This is a genomic window from Streptomyces sp. NPDC087263 (assembly GCF_044744645.1).
GTDB lineage: Bacteria > Actinomycetota > Actinomycetes > Streptomycetales > Streptomycetaceae > Streptomyces.
In genome coordinates, this window is sequence record NZ_JBIUYT010000011.1 from 177,139 (window position 1) to 200,016 (window position 22,878).

Annotated in this window: 21 protein-coding genes and 1 tRNA gene; 6 read left to right on the forward strand and 16 right to left on the reverse strand. The window is 70.0% G+C overall.

Annotated elements, in window-relative coordinates; translation table 11 throughout:
* Window positions 1–65: 65 nt before the first annotated feature.
* Window positions 66–2,399 (reverse strand): immune inhibitor A domain-containing protein, encoded by a 2,334-nt coding sequence (locus tag ACIPC1_RS32075; RefSeq protein ID WP_402523316.1) that lies wholly within the window; start codon window positions 2,397–2,399, stop codon window positions 66–68.
* 489 nt (window positions 2,400–2,888) lie between these two features.
* On the opposite strand from ACIPC1_RS32075, the gene ACIPC1_RS32080 reads away from it, so the two are divergent.
* Window positions 2,889–3,185: a hypothetical protein gene (locus ACIPC1_RS32080; RefSeq protein WP_402523549.1), complete on the forward strand. Its 297-nt coding sequence runs from the start codon at window positions 2,889–2,891 to the stop codon at window positions 3,183–3,185.
* Between the two features lie 107 nt (window positions 3,186–3,292).
* Here ACIPC1_RS32080 and ACIPC1_RS32085 read toward each other — a convergent pair whose 3' ends face one another.
* Together ACIPC1_RS32085 and ACIPC1_RS32090 are read right to left on the reverse strand one after the other, a co-directional pair.
* Entirely contained in the window at window positions 3,293–3,952 is a 660-nt protein-coding gene (locus ACIPC1_RS32085) for an RDD family protein (RefSeq protein WP_402523318.1), read from the reverse strand.
* A 114-nt stretch (window positions 3,953–4,066) separates the two neighbouring features.
* Window positions 4,067–5,521 (reverse strand): RDD family protein, encoded by a 1,455-nt coding sequence (locus tag ACIPC1_RS32090; RefSeq protein ID WP_402523321.1) that lies wholly within the window; start codon window positions 5,519–5,521, stop codon window positions 4,067–4,069.
* Between the two features lie 232 nt (window positions 5,522–5,753).
* On the opposite strand from ACIPC1_RS32090, the gene ACIPC1_RS32095 reads away from it, so the two are divergent.
* Window positions 5,754–6,230, forward strand: a complete 477-nt coding sequence (locus ACIPC1_RS32095; protein WP_402523323.1) for an SsgA family sporulation/cell division regulator — start codon at window positions 5,754–5,756, stop codon at window positions 6,228–6,230.
* An 85-nt stretch (window positions 6,231–6,315) separates the two neighbouring features.
* Here the strand turns inward: ACIPC1_RS32095 and ACIPC1_RS32100 are convergent, their stop codons facing one another.
* Window positions 6,316–7,722 (reverse strand): FAD-binding oxidoreductase, encoded by a 1,407-nt coding sequence (locus ACIPC1_RS32100; RefSeq protein ID WP_402523326.1) that lies wholly within the window; start codon window positions 7,720–7,722, stop codon window positions 6,316–6,318.
* A gap of 92 nt (window positions 7,723–7,814) precedes the next feature.
* Here ACIPC1_RS32100 and ACIPC1_RS32105 point away from each other — a divergent pair, with 92 nt between their 5' ends.
* Complete coding sequence (locus ACIPC1_RS32105; protein ID WP_402523329.1) at window positions 7,815–9,353, forward strand: tetratricopeptide repeat protein; 1,539 nt, start codon at window positions 7,815–7,817, stop codon at window positions 9,351–9,353.
* Here the strand turns inward: ACIPC1_RS32105 and hppD are convergent.
* The gene (gene hppD, locus ACIPC1_RS32110; RefSeq protein WP_402523331.1) at window positions 9,298–10,446 is read right to left on the reverse strand and encodes a 4-hydroxyphenylpyruvate dioxygenase; all 1,149 of its coding nucleotides are present in this window, start codon (window positions 10,444–10,446) and stop codon (window positions 9,298–9,300) included. The two genes, ACIPC1_RS32105 and hppD, sit on opposite strands and share 56 nt — an antisense overlap.
* 122 nt (window positions 10,447–10,568) lie before the next feature.
* Between hppD and ACIPC1_RS32115 the strand changes: the two genes are divergently transcribed.
* Window positions 10,569–11,039, forward strand: coding sequence for an Lrp/AsnC family transcriptional regulator (locus ACIPC1_RS32115; RefSeq protein WP_384375593.1), 471 nt, complete (start codon window positions 10,569–10,571; stop codon window positions 11,037–11,039).
* An 86-nt stretch (window positions 11,040–11,125) separates the two neighbouring features.
* Here the strand turns inward: ACIPC1_RS32115 and ACIPC1_RS32120 are convergent, their stop codons facing one another.
* The 6 genes from ACIPC1_RS32120 to ACIPC1_RS32145 all read right to left on the reverse strand — a co-directional run bounded on the left by ACIPC1_RS32120 (window position 11,126) and on the right by ACIPC1_RS32145 (window position 17,288).
* Entirely contained in the window at window positions 11,126–11,914 is a 789-nt protein-coding gene (locus ACIPC1_RS32120) for a S16 family serine protease (protein ID WP_402523333.1), read from the reverse strand.
* Window positions 11,915–12,194: 280 nt separating this feature from the next.
* Window positions 12,195–12,836: an IclR family transcriptional regulator gene (locus tag ACIPC1_RS32125; protein ID WP_384375587.1), complete on the reverse strand. Its 642-nt coding sequence runs from the start codon at window positions 12,834–12,836 to the stop codon at window positions 12,195–12,197.
* Between the two features lie 469 nt (window positions 12,837–13,305).
* Window positions 13,306–15,108, reverse strand: a complete 1,803-nt coding sequence (locus ACIPC1_RS32130) for a DEAD/DEAH box helicase (protein ID WP_402523337.1) — start codon at window positions 15,106–15,108, stop codon at window positions 13,306–13,308.
* A gap of 117 nt (window positions 15,109–15,225) precedes the next feature.
* On the reverse strand, window positions 15,226–15,600 hold the full coding sequence (locus ACIPC1_RS32135) for a type II toxin-antitoxin system death-on-curing family toxin (RefSeq protein WP_402523339.1): 375 nt from the start codon (window positions 15,598–15,600) through the stop codon (window positions 15,226–15,228).
* Complete coding sequence (locus ACIPC1_RS32140; protein WP_402523341.1) at window positions 15,597–15,788, reverse strand: hypothetical protein; 192 nt, start codon at window positions 15,786–15,788, stop codon at window positions 15,597–15,599. Before ACIPC1_RS32140 ends, ACIPC1_RS32135 begins: the two co-directional genes overlap by 4 nt.
* A 48-nt stretch (window positions 15,789–15,836) precedes the next feature.
* Window positions 15,837–17,288: an MFS transporter gene (locus tag ACIPC1_RS32145; protein ID WP_402523343.1), complete on the reverse strand. Its 1,452-nt coding sequence runs from the start codon at window positions 17,286–17,288 to the stop codon at window positions 15,837–15,839.
* 237 nt (window positions 17,289–17,525) lie between these two features.
* Between ACIPC1_RS32145 and ACIPC1_RS32150 the strand changes: the two genes are divergently transcribed.
* Window positions 17,526–17,597: transfer RNA gene (locus tag ACIPC1_RS32150), tRNA-Cys, on the forward strand.
* A 122-nt stretch (window positions 17,598–17,719) separates the two neighbouring features.
* Here the strand turns inward: ACIPC1_RS32150 and ACIPC1_RS32155 are convergent.
* Genes ACIPC1_RS32155 through ACIPC1_RS32165 form a run of 3 tightly spaced genes read right to left on the reverse strand, consistent with a single transcriptional unit; the run spans window position 17,720 to window position 19,216 of the window.
* The gene (locus ACIPC1_RS32155) at window positions 17,720–18,355 is read right to left on the reverse strand and encodes a dihydrofolate reductase family protein (RefSeq protein ID WP_402523346.1); all 636 of its coding nucleotides are present in this window, start codon (window positions 18,353–18,355) and stop codon (window positions 17,720–17,722) included.
* 6 nt (window positions 18,356–18,361) lie between these two features.
* On the reverse strand, window positions 18,362–18,871 hold the full coding sequence (locus tag ACIPC1_RS32160) for an SRPBCC family protein (protein WP_402523348.1): 510 nt from the start codon (window positions 18,869–18,871) through the stop codon (window positions 18,362–18,364).
* A gap of 3 nt (window positions 18,872–18,874) precedes the next feature.
* Window positions 18,875–19,216, reverse strand: coding sequence for an ArsR/SmtB family transcription factor (locus ACIPC1_RS32165; protein WP_402523351.1), 342 nt, complete (start codon window positions 19,214–19,216; stop codon window positions 18,875–18,877).
* A gap of 161 nt (window positions 19,217–19,377) precedes the next feature.
* Here ACIPC1_RS32165 and ACIPC1_RS32170 point away from each other — a divergent pair, with 161 nt between their 5' ends.
* Window positions 19,378–20,331 (forward strand): phosphotransferase family protein, encoded by a 954-nt coding sequence (locus ACIPC1_RS32170; protein WP_402523354.1) that lies wholly within the window; start codon window positions 19,378–19,380, stop codon window positions 20,329–20,331.
* Window positions 20,332–20,469: 138 nt separating this feature from the next.
* Here the strand turns inward: ACIPC1_RS32170 and ACIPC1_RS32175 are convergent, their stop codons facing one another.
* Both ACIPC1_RS32175 and ACIPC1_RS32180 read right to left on the reverse strand, forming a co-directional pair.
* Window positions 20,470–21,255, reverse strand: a complete 786-nt coding sequence (locus tag ACIPC1_RS32175) for an NPP1 family protein (protein ID WP_384376091.1) — start codon at window positions 21,253–21,255, stop codon at window positions 20,470–20,472.
* Window positions 21,256–21,678: 423 nt separating this feature from the next.
* Window positions 21,679–22,857, reverse strand: coding sequence for an SUKH-4 family immunity protein (locus ACIPC1_RS32180; protein ID WP_402523355.1), 1,179 nt, complete (start codon window positions 22,855–22,857; stop codon window positions 21,679–21,681).
* Window positions 22,858–22,878 lie beyond the last annotated feature (21 nt).

Here is a 22,878-nt window from a genome sequence, read left to right on the forward strand (position 1 = left end):
ACACGATCGGCCGCGACCCGCCAGGGGGTCACGGCCGATCATGCTCTGACCTGGGGAAATGATGCTTACTTCACCGCAGGGGCGACCTGGAGCGAGATCGTGGAGCCGTTCGAGGCCTCCTTGACGATCGTGATCTTCGTGTTGGTGTCAGTGATCTTGACCCCGGCGAGCGGGGTGCTCGTGTCGTAGTAGGTGCTGGTGCGGTCGTTGAAGACCGAGACACCCTTCTGCGACGGGATCTTGGTCGCCACGTCCGCCTTGTGCAGCGTGAGGCCGTCGGTCCGGTACAGGCTGAAGGGCGAGTCGTAGGACTGGATGCGGCTGCGCATCAGCGTGCCGTCCGACCACTTGAGTGCGGCCGGGTGGGCGTCGATCGGCAGCACCAGACCGGCGCCCGGGTGGACGCTGGTGTTGTTGTCCCCCTGGGAGGTGTCCCACTTCCAGATCAACAGGCCGTTCTGGTACGGGAAGTGCTCCACCCAGTCCGGACGGGTCGTCGAGAAGCCGAAGTTGTACGGGCCGACCTTGAGGGTCTTGTCGTACGACACGTACTGACGGTTCTCGGCGATGTAGTACTGCGCGTAGTCGTCCGTGATGGCCGCGCCGACACGGGAGAAGCCGTCCACGGTCCAAGCCGCGTCCGCGGTCTCCGCGTTGTCCGAGAAGAGGGCAACGCCGTCCGCCGTCACGGAGATCGAGTCGGCCGCGAAGCCCTTCTGGGCCACGCCGCCGTCGGTCGCGTAGCGGAAACGCAGGCCGATGTTCTGGCCCGCGTAGGCGTCCAGCGGGTACGACAGCTTCGTGTACGCCTCGGTGGTGCCGTCGAGCGCCGGCTTGCCACTGCCGTCACGGCTGATGGCCGCGCCGTTCGCGGTGCCGTCGATGGCCGTCCAGCTGGCGCCGCCGTTGGTGGACACCTCGGTGTAGAGGTAGTCGAAGCCGGCCTCGATGTCCCACCAGCCGTCGAGGGTCAGCGTGGCCGCCGACTTGCCCGTCAGGTCGACCGAACGGGTCAGCGTGTTGGAGAGGTCGTCGCCGCTGCCGCTCCACCACTGGGTCGCGCCCTGCGCCGGTTCGACGATCTCGTTGGTGACCGTCTTCTCGGGCAGCTCGACCACGAGCGCCTGCGCGTTCTTGGTGTTGTACTCGGCGACGCCCAGGGTGTGCTTCGACTTCGTCGCGGCCTTCGCCGTGTCGTAGTTGAGCCAGCCGAGCTGCAGCTTGTCCCAGGCGGTCATGTCGCCGGGCAGGTTGCCGATCTCGCCCTCACCGGTGCCGAGCCAGGAACCGGACGACATCAGCGTCCAGAAGCCGGTGGAGTTCTCGCCGCCACTGGTGTCGTAGTGGTCCGGCAGACCGAGGTCGTGGCCGTACTCGTGGGCGAAGACGCCGAGTCCGCCGTTCTCCGGCTGGATGGTGTAGTCGCCGACCCAGATGCCGGTGTCGCCGATCGCGGCGCCGCCGAGCTTGTTGCCCTCGGGTCCGGTGGCACCGGAGTCGGTGCCGAACGCGTACCAGCGGTGCGCCCAGATGGCGTCCGCGCCCTGGGCGCCGCCGCCCGCGGACTCGTCCTCACCGGCGTGCACGATCTGGAAGTGGTCGATGTAGCCGTCGGGCTCGTTGAAGTTGCCGTCGCCGTCGAAGTCGTAGCGGTCCCACTGGTCGTACTCGGCCAGCTGCGCCTTGATCTCCGCGTCGGTCGCGCCTGCTGCCTCCTGCGCCGCGACCCAGGCGGTGACGCCGTCCTGCACCGCGTACCAGGCGCCGGTGTTCGCGTCGTTGGAGCCGTAACGGGCCTCGTTGTAGGGGACCTTGACCCAGTCCGAGACCTCACCGTCGACCGAGTAACGGCCGGACGACTGCTTCTCGTAGTACGTCTTCATCGAGTCGACACCCTTGCCGGTGCCGAAGTAGAGCTCGTTGAAGTGCTCCTGGCTGTAGTCCGCCTGCCAGGCCGTGCTGTTGTCCTTGGTGGGGTCCGGCTCGGCTATCGCGTTGTGCAGCGGACCGACCGTGCCGCCGTAGCGGGGGTCGACCTGATCCCCGAACTCGACCAGGATGGTGAAGATCTTGTCGGTCTTCTCGCGGGCGAGCTCGACGTACTTGCCCTTGCTGAGCTGCACCACCTGCGAGCCGTTGCGCTCCTGCGCCGTCGCCTCGCCGGATATGACCTGCTGAAGGGCCTCTTCGCGCTGAGCTGCCTCGCTGTCCGTGAACGGGCCCTTGAGGTCGTGCTCGGTGTCGCTCGCGGCGGGCGCTGCCGGGTCACGGCGGTCCACCGTCGGGGCCGACGCACCGGCGCCGGCCTGCGCCACGGCGAACGTCGAGAACGTGGCAGTGGCGGCGGCGAGGGCAACGCCCACCGCCGCCCCTCTGAACGTCCATGATCTGCTGGTCACTTGATGTCCTCCCTCGCGCCCGCGCGGATGGAGGGGGTCCAGGTCATGGGGTCCGCGCGCGTGTACGCGTGTCAAGTGACGACATTGGACCGGAGTTACCAAAGAAAAGACAGATCTTGACTTGAACCTGGCAACTGCACTATGTGGAGCAGCCGTTCGCCATCCGCTCGCTCTACCGGAGGGCCACCACACCGCTCAACGGGCGCGCCCGGCCGTCCACTTCCTGGACGTGATGACTCCGTGCGCCCCCTGTGCTCCGGCACCGTGGGTTAGGTCACGCTTACCGGCCGTTCCACTCGGGCATGCAGGCGAATAGAGTCGTTTGGCGGCACGTCGGAATTTCGATGGATTGCCAAGTCGACACCGTTGTCGGCCCCCGATTCACCGGCTCACCCTCCATGCTTCATCCGCCCCCTCCCCCATCGCGAGAGGCACCCGGGGGGAGCACGTCCACCCGAGGAAACGATTGCCATGCCTCGAACGACTGCCATGCCTCGTCCGACCGCCGCACAGCTCGCCTACGGTTCCTGCACCGTGATCCTCTCCACCCTCGCCATGCTGCTGCTGTCTCAGACGAGTTCGGGCGTGGGGATCGTGGCGATCACCCTCTCGGCACTCGTTCTCGGACTCCTCGTCGCCATGACGGTTCCGCTGCCGAAGTCCGCGCGCACCGTGCGGGTGCCCGTCGTGCCCGTGCTGGCGAAGCGCGTCCCCGCGCAGCGCGAGACCGCGTCCATGGCCGCGTCCGTGGCCTCCGAGCCCGTACGGGAGCCGGCGAACCCGTAATCCCGGGAACCCCAAGAGCGTCACCGCATACGCGAACCGGCGGGCCCGTGTCTCACGGACCCGCCGGTTTTCGTTGCCGCTCCCCCACCGCCCTGCCGGTCGAAGGGTCAACCGGTGCTGACCACCACCGTCTTGGCCGCCTTGTCGTGCAGGCCCTGCTTGTAGGGCTTGTCGAAGAAGCTCCAACCGCCCGCGATCGCGGTCCAGATGCACGCGCAGCAGAACGCGAACGGGATCCACAGGACCAGCGAGCGGATCAGCGTGGTCTGCACGGAGGGCGTGGCGCCGTTGTCGAGGTTGGCGACGCGCTGCTTGAACAGCCTCTTGCCGAGGGTCTGTCCGGTGCGGCTGATCATGACGGTGTCGTAGCCGATGTAGAGCACGGCGGCGACGAGCGACTGCCCGAAGGACCTGCCGGTGTCGATCTTGTCCGTGTCGTACTCGGTGACCCCGAACGCCCACGACAGCAGCCACACCACGATGCCCACGATGATCATGTCGATGATCCGCGCAAGGACCCGCTTGCCGCTGTCCGCGAGTGGCGGCATGCCGGCGAGCGGATCGCCGCCGTAGGGGCCGCCCGCGCCGTAGGGATCGCCGCCTCCGCCGAAGGGGGGCGGCGGCGGCTGGTCGCCGGGCGGCGGGGGTTGGCTGCCGTACGGGGGGTCGTACGGGGAGCCGCCGCCCTCGTCGGGCGGGGGCTGCTTCTTGAACGGGTCGTCGTCCGGTGACCGGCCGGAGCCTGGAGGCGGCGGTTCGCTGCTCATGGCCCGAGTGGACCGCGAACCCTCCGGCTCCGCATCCGGCGAGCGGCCGTCCGGGCTACCGGATCGGGTACGCCGATGAGCCGTGGCCGTGTACGCCCTCTGCGGCGGCGCGCCTTACGACCGCGCCGCCACGAAGGTGTGGGCCGCCTTGTCGTGCCAGCACTGGCGCCACGGCTTGTCGAACAGGCACCACAGGACACCGAGGACGCCGACACCGAGGACGCCCGTGACGGCGTAGACGAGCCAGCGGCGCAGCGCCGAGCCGAAGGACGGGGGCTCATGGCCCTCGATGTCGCACACCGCGATGCCGCACAGCTTCTTGCCGAGGGTGCGGCCCCATCTGGCGGTGGGCAGCGCGTCGTAGAGGACGCCGAAGAGGAGGAGGACGGCGAGGACGATCCCGAGGTAGACGGTGGTCGTGCCGTCGAGCAGCCAGACCGTGACGGTCTCGCCGGAGAGCTTGGCCGCGTCGACCTTCTCGTCGACATGGTCGATCGCCCTGGTGCCCAGCGGTACGGCGGCCACGGCGGTGACACCGGCGAGCACGACGGTGTCCACGAGCCGGGCGGCCAGCCGCCTGCCCAGGCCCGCGGGACGCGTCTCCGACTGCCTGCGCGCGGCCGCCGTGAAGATGTCCTCGACCGGCGGCTTCCACGGCGCGACAGGCTGCCCCTCCTCACCCGCGAGCCGGTGCACCTGCTGGGCCCAGGAGGGCTGTCCGCCGCCGATGCCGGACGTCGTGGGGGTGCCGCCCGCCTGCTGGGGGACGGCGGGGTTCTGCGCGACGGCGGGAGCGGGCTGGGCGGCCGCGGCTTGGGCCGCCTGGGCGGCGGCCTGGCCGGCTCCGAAGCCGCCACCGGCCGAGGAGGCTGCCGAGCCCGGGCTCCCCTGCTCCGGCGCCGTGCGCGGGGAGACCGGACGGAAGGTCATGGTGCCCTCGGAGGGGAGGTCCTCGGCGCCGGTGCCGGACGGCCCCTCCGCCCCCGCGGGCCGCACCGGTCCGGTCGGGCGGCGGAACACCACGTTGCCGCCGGACGCCGGGTGCTGGGGGCTGCCCGAGTCCGCGGGCGGGATCGTCGCCGTGCCGTCCGTGCGGGAGGACCGGCCGTCGGGCTGGACGACGGGGTCGGCCGGTCCCGAGGCCCGGGGTACGCGCGGGTCGGCGGTGTCCTGGGGCGCGCCCCAGGACACCCGGCGGTCCTGGCCGCGGCCGAACCCGGACTGCTGGGAGCGGTCGGCGCCCCACGCGGCCGCGGGCTCGGGACGGCTGCCGTGCTGGGCGTCGGCCGGGCTCACCTGCCGGGCAGCGCCGGACTGTTGCGGATCCTCGTCGAAGAAGAAGGGCCCGGTCTCCTCGGCGAGAGCCGGCGCCTGGCCTTGCGCCTGACCCTGCGCGGGCACGGACGCCGCAGGCGTGCCGGGAGGTACGCCGTCGGACGGTGCCGGACGGCTCGTACCCGGTACCCAGGCGGCACCGTTCCAATACCGGACATATCCAGGAATGGAGGGATCCGGGTAATACCCTTCGCGGGGCCTGTCGTCACCGGGTGCCGGGGTTGGGGCGCTCATGTCCGTCGTCCCGTATCTGCTCGGGGGCTTTTGGGGGGATCCACATCTATCAGACCGGCGCACCCGCCACTGCCGCTCCCGCCGTACCCACCCCGTTCGTGCATGGATCCGCTACGTCCGGAGACAGGGCGAGAAAACTTCTCGGAACCCGCGTAATGATTCCGCCCGCACGCGCTCTCCACTCGTACGGGCCCGCCCAAAGGGCCCCGTACGAGAAGGGAAACGCATCGACATGCACACCGTGGTGGAACGCGAACTGGAGCTCAAACTCGTCCTGTCGCCCGAGCGCAGCATCCCTGTCCCGGCTCGGCTCAGCTACCGCACCGACGATCCGTACGCCGTCCACATCACCTTCCACGTCGGCTCCGACCATCCGGTCAACTGGACCTTCGCCCGCGAACTGCTCGTCGAGGGGGTGTTCCGGCCGTGCGGGCACGGCGATGTGCGGGTGTGGCCGACGAAGGTCGCGGGCCGCGGTGTCGTGCTGATGGCACTGAGCTCGCCCGACGGCGACGCGCTGCTCGAAGCGCCCGCCGCGCAGGTGGCCGCCTGGCTGGAACGCACCCTCCGGGCGGTCCCCCCGGGCTCTGAGGCGGAGCAGCTCGGCATCGACGACGGCCTCGCCGAGCTGCTTGCCCCGACTCCGGCCGACGACCTTTGGCTGCGGGACCCGTGGCCCTCGGACGAATCGACGGACGGACGAGAGTGAGCGACCGCAAGCATCAATTGAGGAGCCACAACGGCGATCGGCCACGTCCGCGAGAGCGGCGGCGGTTTGGCCGCAAAGAGGTGCGTCAGAAGAGCTTGCCGGGGTTGAGGAGCCCCAGCGGGTCGAACGCCGCCTTGATCGCGCGCTGCATCTCGACGCCCACCGGGCCGATCTCGCGTGCCAGCCACTCCTTCTTCAGGACGCCCACGCCGTGCTCGCCGGTGATCGTGCCGCCGAGTTCCAGGCCGAGCGCCATGATCTCGTCGAAGGACTCGCGGGCGCGCCGGGACTCCTCGGGGTCCAAGGCGTCGAAGCAGACGGTGGGGTGGGTATTGCCGTCGCCGGCGTGCGCGCAGACCCCGATGGTCAGGGCGTACTTGTCGGCGACGCGCTCGATGCCTTCGAGCATGTCGCCGAGCCGGGAACGCGGCACGCACACGTCGTCGATCATCGTGGTGCCCTTGACCGCTTCGAGCGCGACGAGCGCCAGCCGCCGTGCCTGGAGCAGCAGTTCGGACTCGGCCGCGTCCTCGGCCGGTACGACCTGGGTGGCGCCCGCGGCCTCGCACAGGGCGCCGACCGCGGCGAGGTCGGCGGCCGGGTCGTGGGTGTCGAAGGCGGCGAGGAGGAGGGCCTCGGTGGTCTCCGGGAGGCCCATGTGGGCCAGTTCGTTGACGGCTTTCACCGTCGTACGGTCCATCAGTTCGAGGAGGGACGGCACGTGACCGCCCTCCATCACCTTGACCACGGCGTCGCACGCGGCCCGCGCCGAAGGGAACTCGGCGGCCAGCACGAGCTGCCCGGGCGGCTGCGGCTTCAGCGCGAGAGTCGCCCGTACGACGATGCCGAGCGAGCCCTCGGATCCCACGAAGAGGCGGGTGAGGTCGTACCCGGCGACGCCCTTCGCCGTGCGGCGGCCGGTGCTCATGAGCCGCCCGTCGGCCAGGACGACGTCCAGCCCGAGGACGTACTCGGCGGTCACCCCGTACTTGACGCAGCACAGGCCGCCCGACGCGGTGCCGATGTTGCCGCCGATCGTGCACATCTCCCAGCTGGAGGGGTCCGGCGGGTAGCACAGGCCGTGTTCGTTGACGGCGCGCGAGAGGGTCGCGTTGACGACGCCCGGCTCGACCACCGCGATCCGGTCGACCGGGTTGATCTCCAGGATCCGGTCCATCTTCACCAGGGACAGCACGATGCAGCCGTCCGAGGCGTTGGCGGCGCCGGACAGGCCGGTGCGGGCGCCCTGCGGGACGACGGGGACGCGCAGCTCGGTGGCGACGCGCATGACGTGCTGGACCTGCTCGACGGTGCGGGGCAGGACGACGACTGCGGGGGTGCCCGCCTCGCAGAAGCTCGCCATGTCGTTCGCGTATGAGGCCGTGACGTCCGGGTCGGTGAGGACGGCTTCGGTCGGCAGGCCGGCGAGGAGACGGTCGACGAGGTTCCCGGTCACCTCGTCACGCGGGGCTTCGATACGGCTCATGATCACAGCCTCGCACCCGGGGCCATCGGTGTGAACCCCGTCTGCGGCACCCAACGCGTCCCGTGATGTGGTCTTCGTACTGACGCACAGTGAGCGCCATGGAGATCGAAGAGCAGCGACCGGCGACAGCGCGGCCTCAGGATTCCGAGCCTCCCGGGTCCCGTTTCTCCCCTTTCGTCAAGCGCGCGCTGATCGGCGCCGTCGCCGGAGGTGTCGTACTCGGCGCGTTGCTGTTCCTGCTGCCCTCGGCGGGGCGGGACCCTGCGCCGCCCGCTCCGGGTCCGGTGGCGCGGGCGCAGACGGCGGTGGGCTCCGGGATGCCCGCTGCGCTGCCCGATCTGGCGGCGCTCATCGGCGACCGCGAGGCACATCTGCGGGCCCATCCGGGCGACGACCGGTCGTGGGCCGTGCTCGGTGCGGCCTATGTGGAGCAGGCGCGGCGGACCGCGACACCCGCCTACTACCCGAAGGCCGAGGAGGCGCTGCGTACGTCGCTGAGGACCCGGCCGAAGGGGAACGCGGAGGCCTTCGACGGCCTCGCGGCACTCGCCAACGCCCGCGGTGACTTCCGGGAGGGGAAGAAGTGGGGCGAGGCGGCCGTGAAGCTGTCGCCGAAGCGCTGGACGACGTATCCGCTGCTGATCGACGCGTACAACGGCCTCGGCGACTACAAGGCCACCCGCAAGGCCCTCGACAAGCTGCTGGAGCTGCGCTCCGGGCCGACGGTGCTGGCGCGGGCCGCGCGGGTCTACTGGGACCGCGGCTGGCGCGAGGACGCGGCGGCCGCCGTCGCCGTGGCCGCGACGCGCGCGGCGACCCCCGCCGAGCAGGCGGCGTTCCTCCAGCAGGCCGGCGAACTGGCCTGGGAACGCGGCGACCGCGAGCAGTCGCTGGCCTACTACGAGCGCGCGCTGCGCACCGACCCCGACGAGTACGGGGCGCACGCCGGGCAGGGGCGCGCGCTGGCCGCGCTGGGGCGCACGTCGGAGGCGCTGCGGGCGTACCAGACGGCGCTCGCCAAGCGGCCCGAGCCGCGGTACGCGCTGGAGCTGGGCGAGTTGTACGAGAAGCTCGGCCTCCAGGGGGCCGCGCGCGTCCAGTACGACCTGCTGCGGGAGCGGGTGCGGCAGGAGGCCGCCGGGGGTGTGGACGACGAGCTGGTCCTCGGGCTCTTCGAGGCGGACCACGGCGACACCGCGACCGCCGTGGCGCTGCTGCGCGAGGAGTGGAAGCAGCACCCCGCAATCGCCGTCGCGGACGCGCTGGGCTGGGCGCTGCACCGGGCCGGGGAGCATGAGGAGGCCCTGAAGTTCGCCACCAGGGCGATGGACAAGGAGCACGGCGGCGGCGTACGCAGTGCGCTGTACGCCTACCACCGCGGCCAGATCGAACGCACCCTGGAGCGGTACGGGCCGGCCCGCCGCCACCTCGCCGAGGCCCTGCGCATCAACCCGTACTTCTCGCCGCTGCTCGCCCCGCGGGCGGAGGCGGCGTTGGAGGAGCTGGGTGAGCCCCCGGCGCAGGACGGGCCGGGGGTGCCGGCGGAGGAGTCCTCGGCGGAGCCCCCGCGGGCCGCCCCCGCTACAGGTTCCCCCGCCTCTCCTGCTCCCGCTCGATCGCCTCGAACAGCGCCTTGAAGTTGCCCTTGCCGAAGCCCATCGAGCCGTGCCGTTCGATGATCTCGAAGAAGACGGTCGGGCGGTCCTGGACCGGCTTGGTGAAGATCTGCAGCAGATAGCCGTCCTCGTCGCGGTCGGCGAGGATCTTCAGTTCGCGCAGGGTGTCGACGGGGACGCGGGTGTCGCCGACCCACTCGCCGAGGGTGTCGTAGTAGGAGTCCGGGGTGTCGAGGAACTGGACCCCGGCCGCGCGCATGGTGCGTACCGTCTCCACGATGTCGCCCGAGTTCAGCGCGATGTGCTGGACGCCCGCGCCGCCGTAGAACTCCAGGTACTCGTCGATCTGGGACTTCTTCTTGGCGATGGCGGGCTCGTTGATCGGGAACTTGACCTTGAGCGTGCCGTCCGCGACGACCTTCGACATCAGCGCGCTGTACTCGGTCGCGATGTCGTCACCCACGAACTCCTTCATGTTCGTGAAGCCCATGACCTTGTTGTAGAAGCCGACCCATTCGTTCATACGGCCGAGTTCGACGTTGCCGACACAGTGGTCGATCGCCTGGAAGGTGCGGTGGGCGGGCGGCTCGACGATCGGCGCCGCGGCGGTGAAGCCGGGGAGGTAGGGGCCGTCGTAGCCCGAGCGCTCGACCAGGGTGTGCCGGGTCTCGCCGTACGTCGCGATCGCGGCGAGTACGACCGTGCCGTGCTCGTCCTTCACCTCGTACGGCTCGGCGACGGAGCGGGCACCGTGCTCGACGGCGTACGCGTACGCGGCGCGCGTGTCCGGAACCTCGATGGCGAGGTCGACGACGCCGTCGCCGTGCTCGGCCACGTGCTCGGCGAGGAAGTGGCCCCAGGTGGTGACGGGCTTGATCACGGAGGTGAGGACGAAGCGTGCCGAGCCGTTGGTGAGGACGTACGAGGCGGTCTCGCGGCTGCCGTTCTCCGGTCCGGAGTAGGCGACCAGGCGCATGCCGAAGGCGGTGGAGTAGTAGTGCGCGGCCTGCTTGGCGTTGCCGACGGCGAAGACGACCGCGTCCATTCCCTTCACCGGGAAGGGATCTGCCTGCCGGGCGGTGTCGGGAGTGCGGTGCTCTGTGGTCTGGCTCATCTTCGCAGGCTCCCCCCGCATGGCAAGGTGCGCAATGGTTTGAGTATTCGCTGGACACTATGCTCATACGATCGCCCGTTTCAGCGAGCGGTATGTACAAGGTGACCACCTCGGAGGACCCCATGGCGATCGATCATCTGGACGGCGCGCTCATCGTGCTGCTCGCCGAGGAACCGCGCATCGGCGTCCTGGAGATGTCCCGGCGGCTCGGCGTCGCGCGCGGCACCGTGCAGGCGCGGCTCGACCGGCTTCAATCGCATGGAGTCATCCGGGGGTTCGGGCCGCAGGTGGATCCGGCCGCGCTGGGATACCCGGTCACGGCGTTCGCGACCCTACAGATCAGGCAGGGGCAAGGCACGGACGTACGGGCTCACTTGACGACCGTGCCCGAGGTGCTGGAGCTGCACACGACCACGGGCGGCGGCGACATGCTGTGCCGACTCGTCGCCCGCTCGAACGCCGATCTCCAGCGGGTGATCGACCGGGTGGTCGGTTTCGATGGCATCGTCCGGGCCTCCACGGCGATCGTCATGGAGAACCCCGTTCCGCTGCGGATCATCCCGCTGGTGGAGCAAGCGGCGATCGAGCAGTGACCGAGGGCCGGGGTGGCATGGGGTGAGCTGGGGTGAACTTCGATGAAGGGGGAGGGGTTTGTGGCGGGGGCTGACACCCGGTGTGTTCAGCAGCTCGGTACCGAGCCGGTCCCCTTCTCAAGGGCAACCAGGGACTCCACCGCTCCCTTGAGGGTGGTCACCGGAACCAGGCGCAGCCCCTTGGGCAGTTCCGCCTTGGCGTCCGAGCACTCCGCCTTCGGGACCAGGAAGACCGTCGCGCCGTCGCGCCGGGCGGCCTGCGTCTTGAGGGCGACGCCACCGACCGCGCCGACACTGCCGTCGGCGTCGATCGTCCCCGTACCCGCGATGGTGCGTCCGCCGGTGAGGTCGCCGCCGCTGCCGTCGCCGTCCAGCTTGTCGACGATGCCGAGCGAGAAGAGCAGTCCGGCGCTGGGGCCGCCGACGTCGGCGAGCCTGAGGGTGACCTTGACGTCGTCCTTCTCGCCCAGGTACGAGAGCGCCGCCTCGGAGGCCGTGTCCTGCGACTCCTTCATCTGGTCCGCGTTGTGCTGCTCGATCTCCTTGACGCTGTCGCCGCTGGGGTAGACCGAGTCACGCGGCATCACGGCCTTGTCCGTACGGAACCAGGCATCGAGTACGTCCCCGAGGTGGACGCTCGCGTCCGGTCCCGTCGCCTCGATCGTCGTCATCCGAAGCTGCCCGCTCGTCTTGCGGGTGGCCGCGCCCGTGATCGTGATCACCGGGTCCCCCTTGTTCTCCCCGAGGACATTCGCCGTCATCCCCGGCTGCGTCAGCGAGAACGGCAACGGCGCGAACACCGCCACCGCCAGCAGAGCCACAACGGGAACAGCACAGACAGCAACGGCCTTGGGGCGCGTGAGACGAGAGAGCACGGGGTCAATCTAACGTGAGCCTGTAAACGTCCCAGCTGTGGGCATGCGTGCCACTGCAACCGCCTTAGCTGTGGGCGTGCGTGCCACTGCAACCGTCCCAGCTGCGGGCGTGCGTGCCACTGCAACCGCCTCAGCTGTGGGCATGCGTGCCGCTAGGGGCGGCACGGGTGGGCACAGCGGCACCCCGTACAGCGCCGGGCCACGCGACCCACCCCGACCTCAGCCCTCACCTCGGGCACCCGCCCGGCCAGGCCCAAGCCTCGCCCTCACCAACCCGCGCTCAGCGCAACGCATCCGCCACTTCCCGAGCCGCGTCCAACACCCGCGGCCCCACCCGCTCCGGCACCGCATCCGCGAGCATCACCACACCCACGCTCCCCTCGACCCCGGTCACACCGACCAGCGGAGCCGCGGCCCCACTGGCCCCCGCCTCCAACTCCCCATGCGTCAGCGTGAACCCGCACTCCCCCACCGGCGCCTGCCGCGCAGCGAGAATCGCCCGCCCCGCGGCCCCCCGGTCCAGCGGATGCCGGAACCCGGCGCGATAGGCGACGTGATAGTCCGTCCACGTGGGCTCGACGACCGCGACCGCAAGCGCCTCGCTCCCGTCGACCAGCGTGAGATGAGCCGTCGCCCCGATGTCCTCCGCGAGCGAGCGCAACGCGGGCAGCGCCGCCTCCCGTACCAGCGGATGCACCTGCCGGCCGAGCCGCAGCACCCCTAGCCCGACCCGGGCACGGCCGCCCAGATCACGGCGTACGAGAGCGTGCTGCTCCAACGTGGCGAGCAACCGGTACACAACGGTCCGGTTGACGCCCAGTTTGTTGGAGAGTTCGGTGACGGTCAGCCCGTGATCCGTGTCGGCGAGCAGCTTGAGGACGCGCAGTCCCCGGTCGAGCGTCTGAGAGGTCTCCGCGGTCACGACGCCCACTCCTTAGTGGTGAGGTCGACGGCCCCCTCGCGGCGGTCGCGGCACCGAGTCCCGTCGGCGACGCGCTTCAGAGGCCGCCGGTCGGCTGGCGACCCGGTGCTCCCGGGCGGAGTCGCTTCACGGCTGCGCTCCGCGGCTGCGCTGCCACGGGGCGTGTGCGTAGCGGGACAGTAGCGAGCCGGTTCGCTCAGCGGAAGGCTCCGTCCAGAATCCGGGCACCGGTCGGCCCGGACTCATTTCGTTTGCCCCGATTCGCACGGCGCTCACCACTCGGCGTACACCACCCCCACACACAGCGCACACGCCACGGTGCACGCCGGGCCGGCGAAAACCCGCCCCACGCACACACCGGTCCACACGCCCTGCCCAGGCAGAACAGCCGGGCACGACGGCCAGGCACCACAGCCAGGCACGACGGCCGGGCACCCCCACCGACGCAGCCCAGGCACAGCGCCCGGCGTCACCGCATCCGCGTGGCCCACTCCTGCACCTTGGCGATCCGCTGCCGCAGCTGCCCCGCCGTCGCCTCCGCGCTCGGCGGCCCTCCGCACACACGCCGCAGCTCGGTGTGGATCACGCCGTGCGGCTTGCCGCTCTGGTGGACGTACGCGCCGACCATGGTGTTGAGCTGCTTGCGGAGTTCCAGCATCTCCTTGTGGGAGACGACGGGCCGCCGCTCGGCGGGCAGTTCGAGGAGATCGGCGTCCTCGTCGGGCTTCTTACGACTGTGCGCGATCTGCCGCGCCTGCCGCTTCTGTAGCAGCAACTGCACCTGGTCGGGTTCGAGCAGCCCGGGAATCCCCAGGTAGTCCTGCTCCTCCGCACTCCCCGGGTGGGCCTGCATGCCGAACTCGGCGCCGTCGTACAGCACCCGGTCGAAGACGGCCTCGGACTCCAGCGCCTCGAAGGAGAACTGCTCCTGCTCCCCGGTGTCCTCGTCCTCCTCGCGGTTCGCCTCCTCCATCTCCTTCTCGGAGTCGGCGTACGGGTCCTCCTCGCCCTCCTTCTTGGGCTTGTCGAGGACGTGGTCGCGTTCGACCTCCATCTCGCTGGCGAAACCAAGGAGGTTGGGAATGGTCGGGAGGAAGACGGAGGCGGTCTCGCCGCGGCGCCGGGAGCGCACGAAGCGGCCGACGGCCTGGGCGAAGAAGAGGGGCGTGGAGATGGTGGTGGCGTACACGCCGACGGCGAGCCGCGGCACGTCGACGCCCTCGGACACCATGCGCACGGCGACCATCCACCGGTCCTCGCCGTGGCTGAACTCGTCGATACGGTTCGAGGCGCCGGTGTCGTCGGACAGGACGAGGGTGGCCTTGGTCCCGGTGATGTCGCGGATGAGCTTGGCGTAGGCGCGGGCGGACTCCTGGTCGGAGGCGATGACCATCGCACCGGCGTCCGGAATGCCCTTCCTGACCTCCGTCAGCCGCTGGTCGGCGGCGCGCAGCACGCTCGGCATCCACTCGCCGCGCGGGTCCAGAGCGGTGCGCCAGGCCTGCGAGATGGCGTCCTTGGTCATGGGCTCGCCGAGCTTGGCGGCGATCTCGTCGCCCGCCTTCGTACGCCACCGCATGTTGCCGCTGTAGGAGAGGAAGATGACGGGCCGGACGACCCCGTCACCGAGAGCGGCCCCGTACCCGTACGTGTAGTCGGCCGAGGACCGCCGAATCCCGTCGTTCCCCTCCTCGTACGCGACGAAGGGGATGGGGTTGGTGTCGGACCGGAACGGCGTACCGGTGAGCGCGAGGCGCCGGGTGGCGGGCTCGAACGCCTCCAGGCACGCCTCGCCCCACGACTTGGAGTCACCGGCGTGGTGGATCTCGTCGAGGATGACGAGGGTCTTGCGCTGCTCCACCCGGTTCCTGTGCAGCATGGGCCGCACACCGACTCCGGCGTACGTCACGGCGACGCCCTGGTACTCCTTGCTGAGCGGCCCCGCGCTGTACTCGGGATCCAGCTTGATCCCTATCCGCGCGGCCGCCTCCGCCCACTGCTTCTTCAGATGCTCGGTCGGCGCGACCACGGTCACCTGCTGCACGACATGGTGGTGCAGCAGCCAGGACGCCAGGGTCAGCGCGAACGTGGTCTTGCCTGCGCCGGGCGTGGCGACGGCCAGGAAGTCGCGTGGCTGCTCCTGGACGTACCTCTCCATCGCCCCTTGCTGCCAGGCACGCAGCTTGCCGGCGGTGCCCCAGGGGGCGCGGCCGGGAAAGGCGGGTGAGAGGTGGTGGGACGAGGCAGCGGCGCTGGCGGCGGTGGTAGTCACGGTCTCCGTGTGTGGGGTCGAGCGGCTCGGCTACATATGACAACCGGGCCACCCTACCGGCGCCCCGGACGCGTCAACGCGCGGACGACACCGGGTCACCGGCGGATGGGACTCAGGTCACAGCGCGCGCAGTCGCCCCGCGATCACACCGATGTCACTCTCGCCGCCGGAGGCCACGTCGATGACCAGGTCGTACGCCATGTCCTGGTCGCAGTCCGCGAGATCGACCCCGTTCGCGGCGAGCGTGGTCGCGGCGGCCAGCCAGGCGGTCCGCTTGTTGCCGTCGACGAGGGGGTGATTGGTCGCGATGGCGTGCAACAGTGCGGCGGCCTGCTCGTACAGATCTCCATAGGCCGCGACGCCGAACATGCGCGCGCGGGGCCGGTGCACAGCCGAGGCCAGCAGTCCCGGCTCGCGCATCTCAGGCGCACGCCCGCCGAAGGCGACCTCGGCGAGGTCCGTCACTTCGGCGACGGTGAGGTGGCGGGTCATTCGCCCAACCTCCGCAGCAACTCGGCGTGCTCGGCCGCCAGCCGTGTGGCGAGCGAGCGGACGACCGCGCCCTCGTCCCGCAGATACCTGCGTACGGCTTCCCGCGCGACCTCCTCGGGCAGACGGTCCTGCGCGTCGGCGAGGTCGGCGAGGGCCCGCTCCAGGGCGGGGTCGAGGCGAAGTTCCATGCGAAGAACGTAGGGCACGGGGCCAGCCGGTTTCGACCGGGTTCACGATCACCGCTCCCGCACCCGCGTAGTGACCCACGCCCCCACCAACGCCACCCCCGCCATCGGCAGGAACACCGCCGCGAAGGCCGCCGGATGGGAGCCGGACGTCGAGGTGGCCGTGTGGCTCACCGTGCCGCCGCCCAGCGCGGCGAAGGCGGCGCCGCCCGCGGCGAGCAGCAGCACGTTGGCCAGGCCGTCGGAGATCTGGAGGGAGGCGGAGTTGGTGCCGGCCTCCGCGGGCGCCGAGAGATGGAGCAGCAGCACGCTGGTCGAGGCGATCACCAGCCCCATCCCGAGGCAGCCGAACCCCCAGGCGACGGCGACGATCCACACGGGCACGGCGTGGATCAGGACGCTCGGCGCGGTGGCGATCGCGGCCGCGACCAGCACCATGCCGAGGAACATCAGCCGCTCCCGGTACGGCTCCACGCGCGGCCTCGACTGGATGTAGGACCCCAGCGCCCAGGTACCGCCGCCCGCCGCGAGCGAGAACCCGGCGAGCGTCGGCGACAGCCCCCGCTGGGTGACCAGCATGAGCGGGACGAAGGACTCGGCGGCGATGAAGGAGCCGGCCGCGACCCCGCGCAACAGCACCACGGACGGCAGTCCGCGCGCCGCCCGGTAGGTGCCGCGGGGCAGCAGCCCGAGAACGGCGGGGACGAGCAGCGCGACGCCCACCGCGGCGGGGACGAGCGAGAACCAGGTCAGATCCTGGGCGGCGTACTGGAGGATCCCGGCACCGCAGGAGATACCGAGCGCGAGCCGGATACGCCGCCGGTCGAAGGGCGCACGCTCCTTGTTCTCGTGGGGTCCCCCCGGGCTGGACGTCCGCCGCCGTATCTGAGGCAGCGCGAGGGCAAGCGGCAGGAAGACCAGCACAGGTATCCCGATGAACACCCAGCGCCAGCCGAGGTGTTCGGTGACCGCGCCCGCGGCGAGCGGCCCGACAACGGACGGGATCACCCAACTCGCCGCGAACGCCGCCATGATCGACGGCCGCAGCCGCTCCGGGTAGGCCCGCCCCACGACCACGTACAACGCGACGATCACCAGTCCGCCGCCGAACCCCTGCACCGCCCGCCCGAGGATGAACAGCCACATGGCCCCCGCGGTGCCGCACAGCAACAGCCCGGCGGCGAAGGCGGCTATCCCCGCGGTCAACGAAGCCAGCGGCCCGTCCCGGTCCGACCACTGCCCGGCGAGCACCATCCCGAACAGGCTCGTCGTGAAGTACCCCGAGAACGCGAAGGCGTACAAGGACACCCCGTCCAGCTCCCGTGCCGCGACCGGCATGGCCGTCCCGACCGCCGTCGCCTCGAACGCGATCAGCAGCACGACGGAGACGATCCCGACACTGAGCGCCCGATACTCCCTGCCCAGCACACCGTCGTCGGCGGCGGAGGCGGCATCGGCCTCCACCGGAACCGTTGCGGCATCGCGTGCGTCCAGACCGGTCATGCCCGTCAGCGTAAGGGGCATCCCCCACCATGACCCCTGTCCGAAGACCGTGATCGACTGAGCCTTTCGTCGTACGACCACCACCCACGAGACGTCCGACGCCCCCGCCCACCCGTTCGTGAACGGCACATGGCAGTCCCGTTGCAACGCCCGCCCACCCCTTGAGCCCCGCCCCCACCCCCGCTTACGGTCTACCCATCAGGTTCGGAACGAGTGAGCCGTGCCGCACCTGAGTACGGCCGTGTGCCCGAGTGGTTTAGGGACTCGCCTGCAAAGCGAGTTACGTGGGTTCGATTCCCGCCACGGCCTCAATTACAGGGTCTGACCAGCACGTTTACCTGGTCGGACGCGCCCTCTCTCCGGTGGCGCATCCACTGAGAGCCGGGCTGGGCAAGTCGCTTGGACTACTCGGACTGGACTGATCGGATGCGCTACCGCTGCCGGACCGCGTAGGTCAGGTGGGTCACCCGCCGGGTCGGCTCCGCGCGGACCGGCTCCAGGGCAACGCGGTCCGCGTCCACGCCCTCGAACAGGCGGGTTCCGGAGCCGAACAGCACGGGTGCGAGCGTGAGCGAGAACTCGTCGATCAGGCCGGCGTTCACGTACTCCAGGATCGTTGCGCCGCCGCCCGCGATGCGGACGTCCCGGTCGCCGGCGGCCTCGCGGGCCTGGTCGAGCGCGGTCTCGATGCCGTCGTTGACGAAGTGGAAGGTGGTTCCACCCGGCCGCTCCCAGGGATCACGCTTCTCGTGCGTGACGACGAAGACGGGCGTGTGGAACGGCGCCTCCTCCGGCCACGCCGGCTCGCCGAGGTCGTACATACGCTTGCCCATCACGCTCGCGCCGGTGCGCTCGAACGTCTCCCGCGCGATGTCGTTGTCGCGCCCTTCCTCGCCGCCCTCGCCGAGCTTCAGGTTCTCCCGGAAGAACCGCTGCGGGAATGCCCACTGCTGTAGCTCCGCCCACCGCGCCATCCAGCGTTGCGCATCCGGGTCATCCTTGCGCTCCTCGGGCGCGATGAACCCGTCCAGCGACATCGTCACGCTGAAGAACACCTTTCCGGCCATCGGTCCTCAACTCCCTTCCGATCCCTTGCGAACGATCTCGGTGACGTAGACAGCCAGGTTGCTCAGGGTCTGCCGGCCGCCCTCGATCGCGTGGTACTTCTCGACCGCCTCGTCGCGCAGCTCCTTGGTGGGGAACACCGTGCGCATCTCGATCCGGGTCGCCGCGCCGTCGGGCGCGAACGTGAGGACCGACTCGAAGGCGTTCGGGTCGCCGCGGGACTCACCGTGGAGCAGCGCGATCCGCTCCGGCGGGGTGATCTCGGTCCAGGAGATCCACTCCTGGTAGTCCGTCCCGTCCGGTCCGTGCATCACGAAGTCCCACGCCCCGCCGACGCGGAACTCGAACGCCCGCGTGGTGGTGGTGAACCCCTCCGGTCCCCACCATCGCGACAGGTGCCGTACCTCGGTGAACGCCTCGAACACCAGCTCCCGTGGGGCGCTGATGACCCGGGAGATCACGATCTCGCGGTCGGCCGTCACTGACTGCGCCGACGCGTCCCGTCCTGTCGCTGCCATCGGTCACTCCTCCTGCCGTTCCTGCTTGAGGTCCTGCACGTACGCGTCCAGCCGGTCGAAGCTCTCGTTCCAGAACCGCTCGAACCCGCCGGTCCACTCGTGGACCGGTCGCAGCCCGCGAGCGTCAAGGCCGTACAGGCGCTGCTTGCCTGCCTTGCGGTCCCGCACCAGCCCGACCTCCCTGAGCACCCGCAGGTGTTTGGACGCCCCCGGCTGGGTCATCCCCAGCTCCCGGGCCAACTCGGTCACCGGTCGCTCACCCGCCCGCAGCAGGAGCAGGATCTCCCGGCGTTGCGGCTCGGCGATCGCGTTGAACACGTCCGATGTCGTCGCTGCTCGTGCCATGGGCAACATCATATGCCGATATCGGCATGCGTCAATAGGGCCTGACCAGCACGTCGGATGCGGTCCGCCTCGTACCGGTGGACCTTCCTGCTAGAGCAGCACGGCCATCGCCTCCGACAAACCTGTCGCGCGTTGCCGCCGTCCGGTGATGGGGTGGCGCCATGACCAACCACGATGAGGCGACTGCTGTCCGACCGCTGGCGCTGGACTGGGTGGGCCGGCATCTGGAGGTCGGTGAGCGGATCGTCGGAACCGAGGCGCTGCACGGCGGGATCACTGCCGAGATGCGGAGGCTGACGATCGGCGGGCGGGACGGAGGCACCCGTGATCTGGTGCTGCGGACCTTCGTCGACGTGAAGGACGCCGAGGACTGGCTGAGCAGGGAGGCCGGCGCCCTGACCCTGCTCCCGGGGACCGGCGTGCCGGCTCCTGGACTGGTCGCGGCTGATCCGACCGCCGCGCATTGCGAGTATCCGTCGCTTCTCATGACCCATCTGGCGGGCCGGACCGTCCTCGACGACGAGGGACTGGAGACGCGCGTCCCGCTGCTGGCCCGTCAACTCGTCGCTATCCACGCGTTGCGACCTGCCGAGCGGCCCCGGAAGTACGTGGCGTTGACGACCGCCGACACCGTCGTGACTCCGAGGGGCGCCGACACGGTGGCATGGGCCGCGGCGATCGAGGTGATCCGCAAGTCCGCGCCGCCCTATGAAGGGCGGTTCCTGCACCGGGACTTCCAGCCCGGCAACGTGCTGTTCGACGTGCCGCCCGCACAGCCGGCAGGCGCCCGGATCACCGGCGTCGTCGACTGGGCGGCCACCTCCTGGGGTCCGGCGGATCTCGATGTGGCGCACTGCTCCACCAATCTCGCGCTGCTGCACGGCCCGGCGTGGGGTCTGCGGTTCGCCGAGGCGTACGAGGAGGCCGGCGGGGTGTTGGCGGCGGCCGCGAGCGAGCGGCTGTACTGGCAGGTGCGGGACGGGCTGGCGTTCTCGGAAGAGGTGCGGTTGGTGTCGCGGCCGTGGCGGGAGGCAGGGCGGACAGAGCTGACGACACGAGCCGTGGAAGAGCGGCTGGATGCCTATGTCACCACCCTGCTGGACACGTTGGGCTGAGCCAAGACGGTCCTGATCTCGTCAGTCACCCCTCGGCCGAGGGGGAAATCAAGCAGACCCAGACATGCGGAAGGGCGGCCCTCCCCAGGGAGGACCGCCCTTCCGCACGACTCACGGCCGGCGAACCGGCTCGCTGTGTCAGGCGTACGGGTTGAACGCAATTCCGGCCGGCATCGAGTAGGACAGGTTGTCGTTGAACGAACCGTCCTTGATTTTAATCGTGGCGTCACCGAAATTGGCGTTCATGAGCTTGTCGCGGTAACCGGACGGGTAGCCGTCCCAGCCGACGAGGCGCGGGTAGAACCAGCCGCCGGTGGCGTTTTCCGCCGGTTCGTCATTGGTGTTCGCGAAGCGGAAATCGTGCGTTGACGCGCCGTCCTTGTGGTAGACGATTTTCGCGTGGTTTCCGTCGAAGCGTATGGAGGAACTGGGAAGCACCTGATAGGTGCTGTGCTGCGACACCGAGACGTACTGGACCTGGTTGTTGTAGATCCACACGATGACGTGTTCCCAGTCATGCCGGTGCCCGATGGCCGCGGGGCCCAGAGTGGCCTGGTCCTTCTCGAAGTAGCTGGCGTACATGACCGCGCACCAGCCGTTGTTGCACTTTTCGCGCGAGTACGCGTTGGCGTTGTTCAACTGGCCAGGGTCGTGACAGTGGCCGTTCACGTCGCCGCCCAGCGACAGGCCGGGGTTGAGGGTGCCGTCGGCGCCGATGGCAGCGGTGGCGTAGCAGCCGTCCCCGTCGTAGTCGTAGGCAGGTGCGAACGTCTGCTCCAGACCGGAGGCGTTCTGCGGCAGAAGCTGCAGGACATCGGCATGCGCACTGGTCGGCAGCGCGACGACCAGAGCCAGGGCGCTGAGCGCGCCGACGATCGCGGAACGACTCAGCGCCCTGCCGGAGCGCTTCGAGCGAGGTGCCATTCCCTCGGGGGGCATGGTCGACTGCAGCGTGCTGGGCACACCAACTCCTCAAAGATAAAAGTGATGAAAAACCACACAAGGATTCCCTGTATCGAGATCGGGATCGGTGGTCTTCGCGCGTCAGAGTGACGCGAGTTCAAATTAGCTCAGGGCGACCGGAGTTACAAGAAAGAGCGCGAGCACCGGCGCATGCCTCAAAACGGCATTCCGGATATTGCCCGGAATCCGGCAGGGCCGAGAAGCGGAGAAATTTAACATTGGCCCTATTCCAGGCAGCCGCTCGCCCGTCGAGGTGACGTGGGGTGCTTTGCCCATGAAGCGGTAGAACTCCCGGCAAATAGGCCGACCGATCGAGAACAACCTGTGGATTACCTTTGAGGGCCTGCTTCGTGGCTTCGTGGCTTCGTGGCGGGCAACCACGGCTTACCGGTACAGCGTTCCGCCTGCCTGGTCCTCGAAGATCTCCGGCCAGTAGCGCCAACCGTCGTCGCCGGGCAGGGCCGGGGTCGGGTCGCAGGCGAGCGGGTCGACCGCGGCCAGGGTCTGGGACATGGTGGCGGCCAGCTGTTCGTAGGCGTCACTGAGCTCGTGGGCCGCGTCCAGGGACTTCTCGCGGTGCAGCAGCCAGAGGGTGAACGCGAGTGTGGAGATGTCGGCGTTGAGGGGGCGGAGGATGAGGTCCGGCTCGCTCCACGCCAGCACGGCGCCGGTGGTGCCGTCCACCACGAGGTTGGTGTCCTCCAGCAGATAGCCGAGGCGTATCAGGTGGTCGGCGGTGGCGGGGAGTTCGTCGGTGGTGAAGTCGCCTGGGCGCTCGTCGGCGTAGTACTCGCTGAGCGCCGGCAGGGGCACCTCCGTGTCCAGCTGGAAGACGGAGCCGTTCTCCGGGAGGCCCGTCTCGCGCAGGAAACGGCGCGTCGGCTCGTGCGTGAGCGCGGTCGGGAAGTCGACGTCCTCGAAGCGCATGATCCCGCCCGCGCCGAACTCCTCGTCCAGCAGCCGCTTCGGCAGGTCCAGGACGAGTCCCTCACCGGGTCCCGCTATCCGGGCCAGCGGACGGATCAGTGCGGCCATCCGCCAGAACGGCGGCACCTCCTCGCCCACCGCACCCTCGAAGACGGCGGCCAGCCGGTCCGACACCTCCGTGACCGCCTTCGGGCCGAAGCGCGTCTCGTAGGACGCGAAGTTCCCACCGGAAGCCGTCAGTTCCTCCGTGGCCGCCGCGAAGCGCACCAGCGCCTCAAGGGAGGGTGCCAGCGGCGAGAGGTCCAGCGGCGCCGGGCTGCTGTGGAGGTACGTCGTGGAGACCTCGCCCGTCACCCCGTCCAGGACGATCGACTCCAGGTCCCTGTCGAAGTTCCGTAAGGCCCCTATCACCAGGTGGTCCTGGAGCTCCCCCGCGAGCCTCTCCGCGTCGCCGGCCAGATCCGCGAGCCTGCGCAGCCCGTGCTCCCGCAGGGTGCCGAACCCCACCAGGGGGCCGTCGCCGGGCAGTCCGGGACCCGTCAGCCAGTGCCGCGTCCCCGCGTGCGTGATGTACGGATACAGCTCGTCGTCGGTCAGTGTGATCGCGCCGCCGACGTCGGTGTCAGTCGTGCTCATGGCTCCCCCGCGCATATGAAC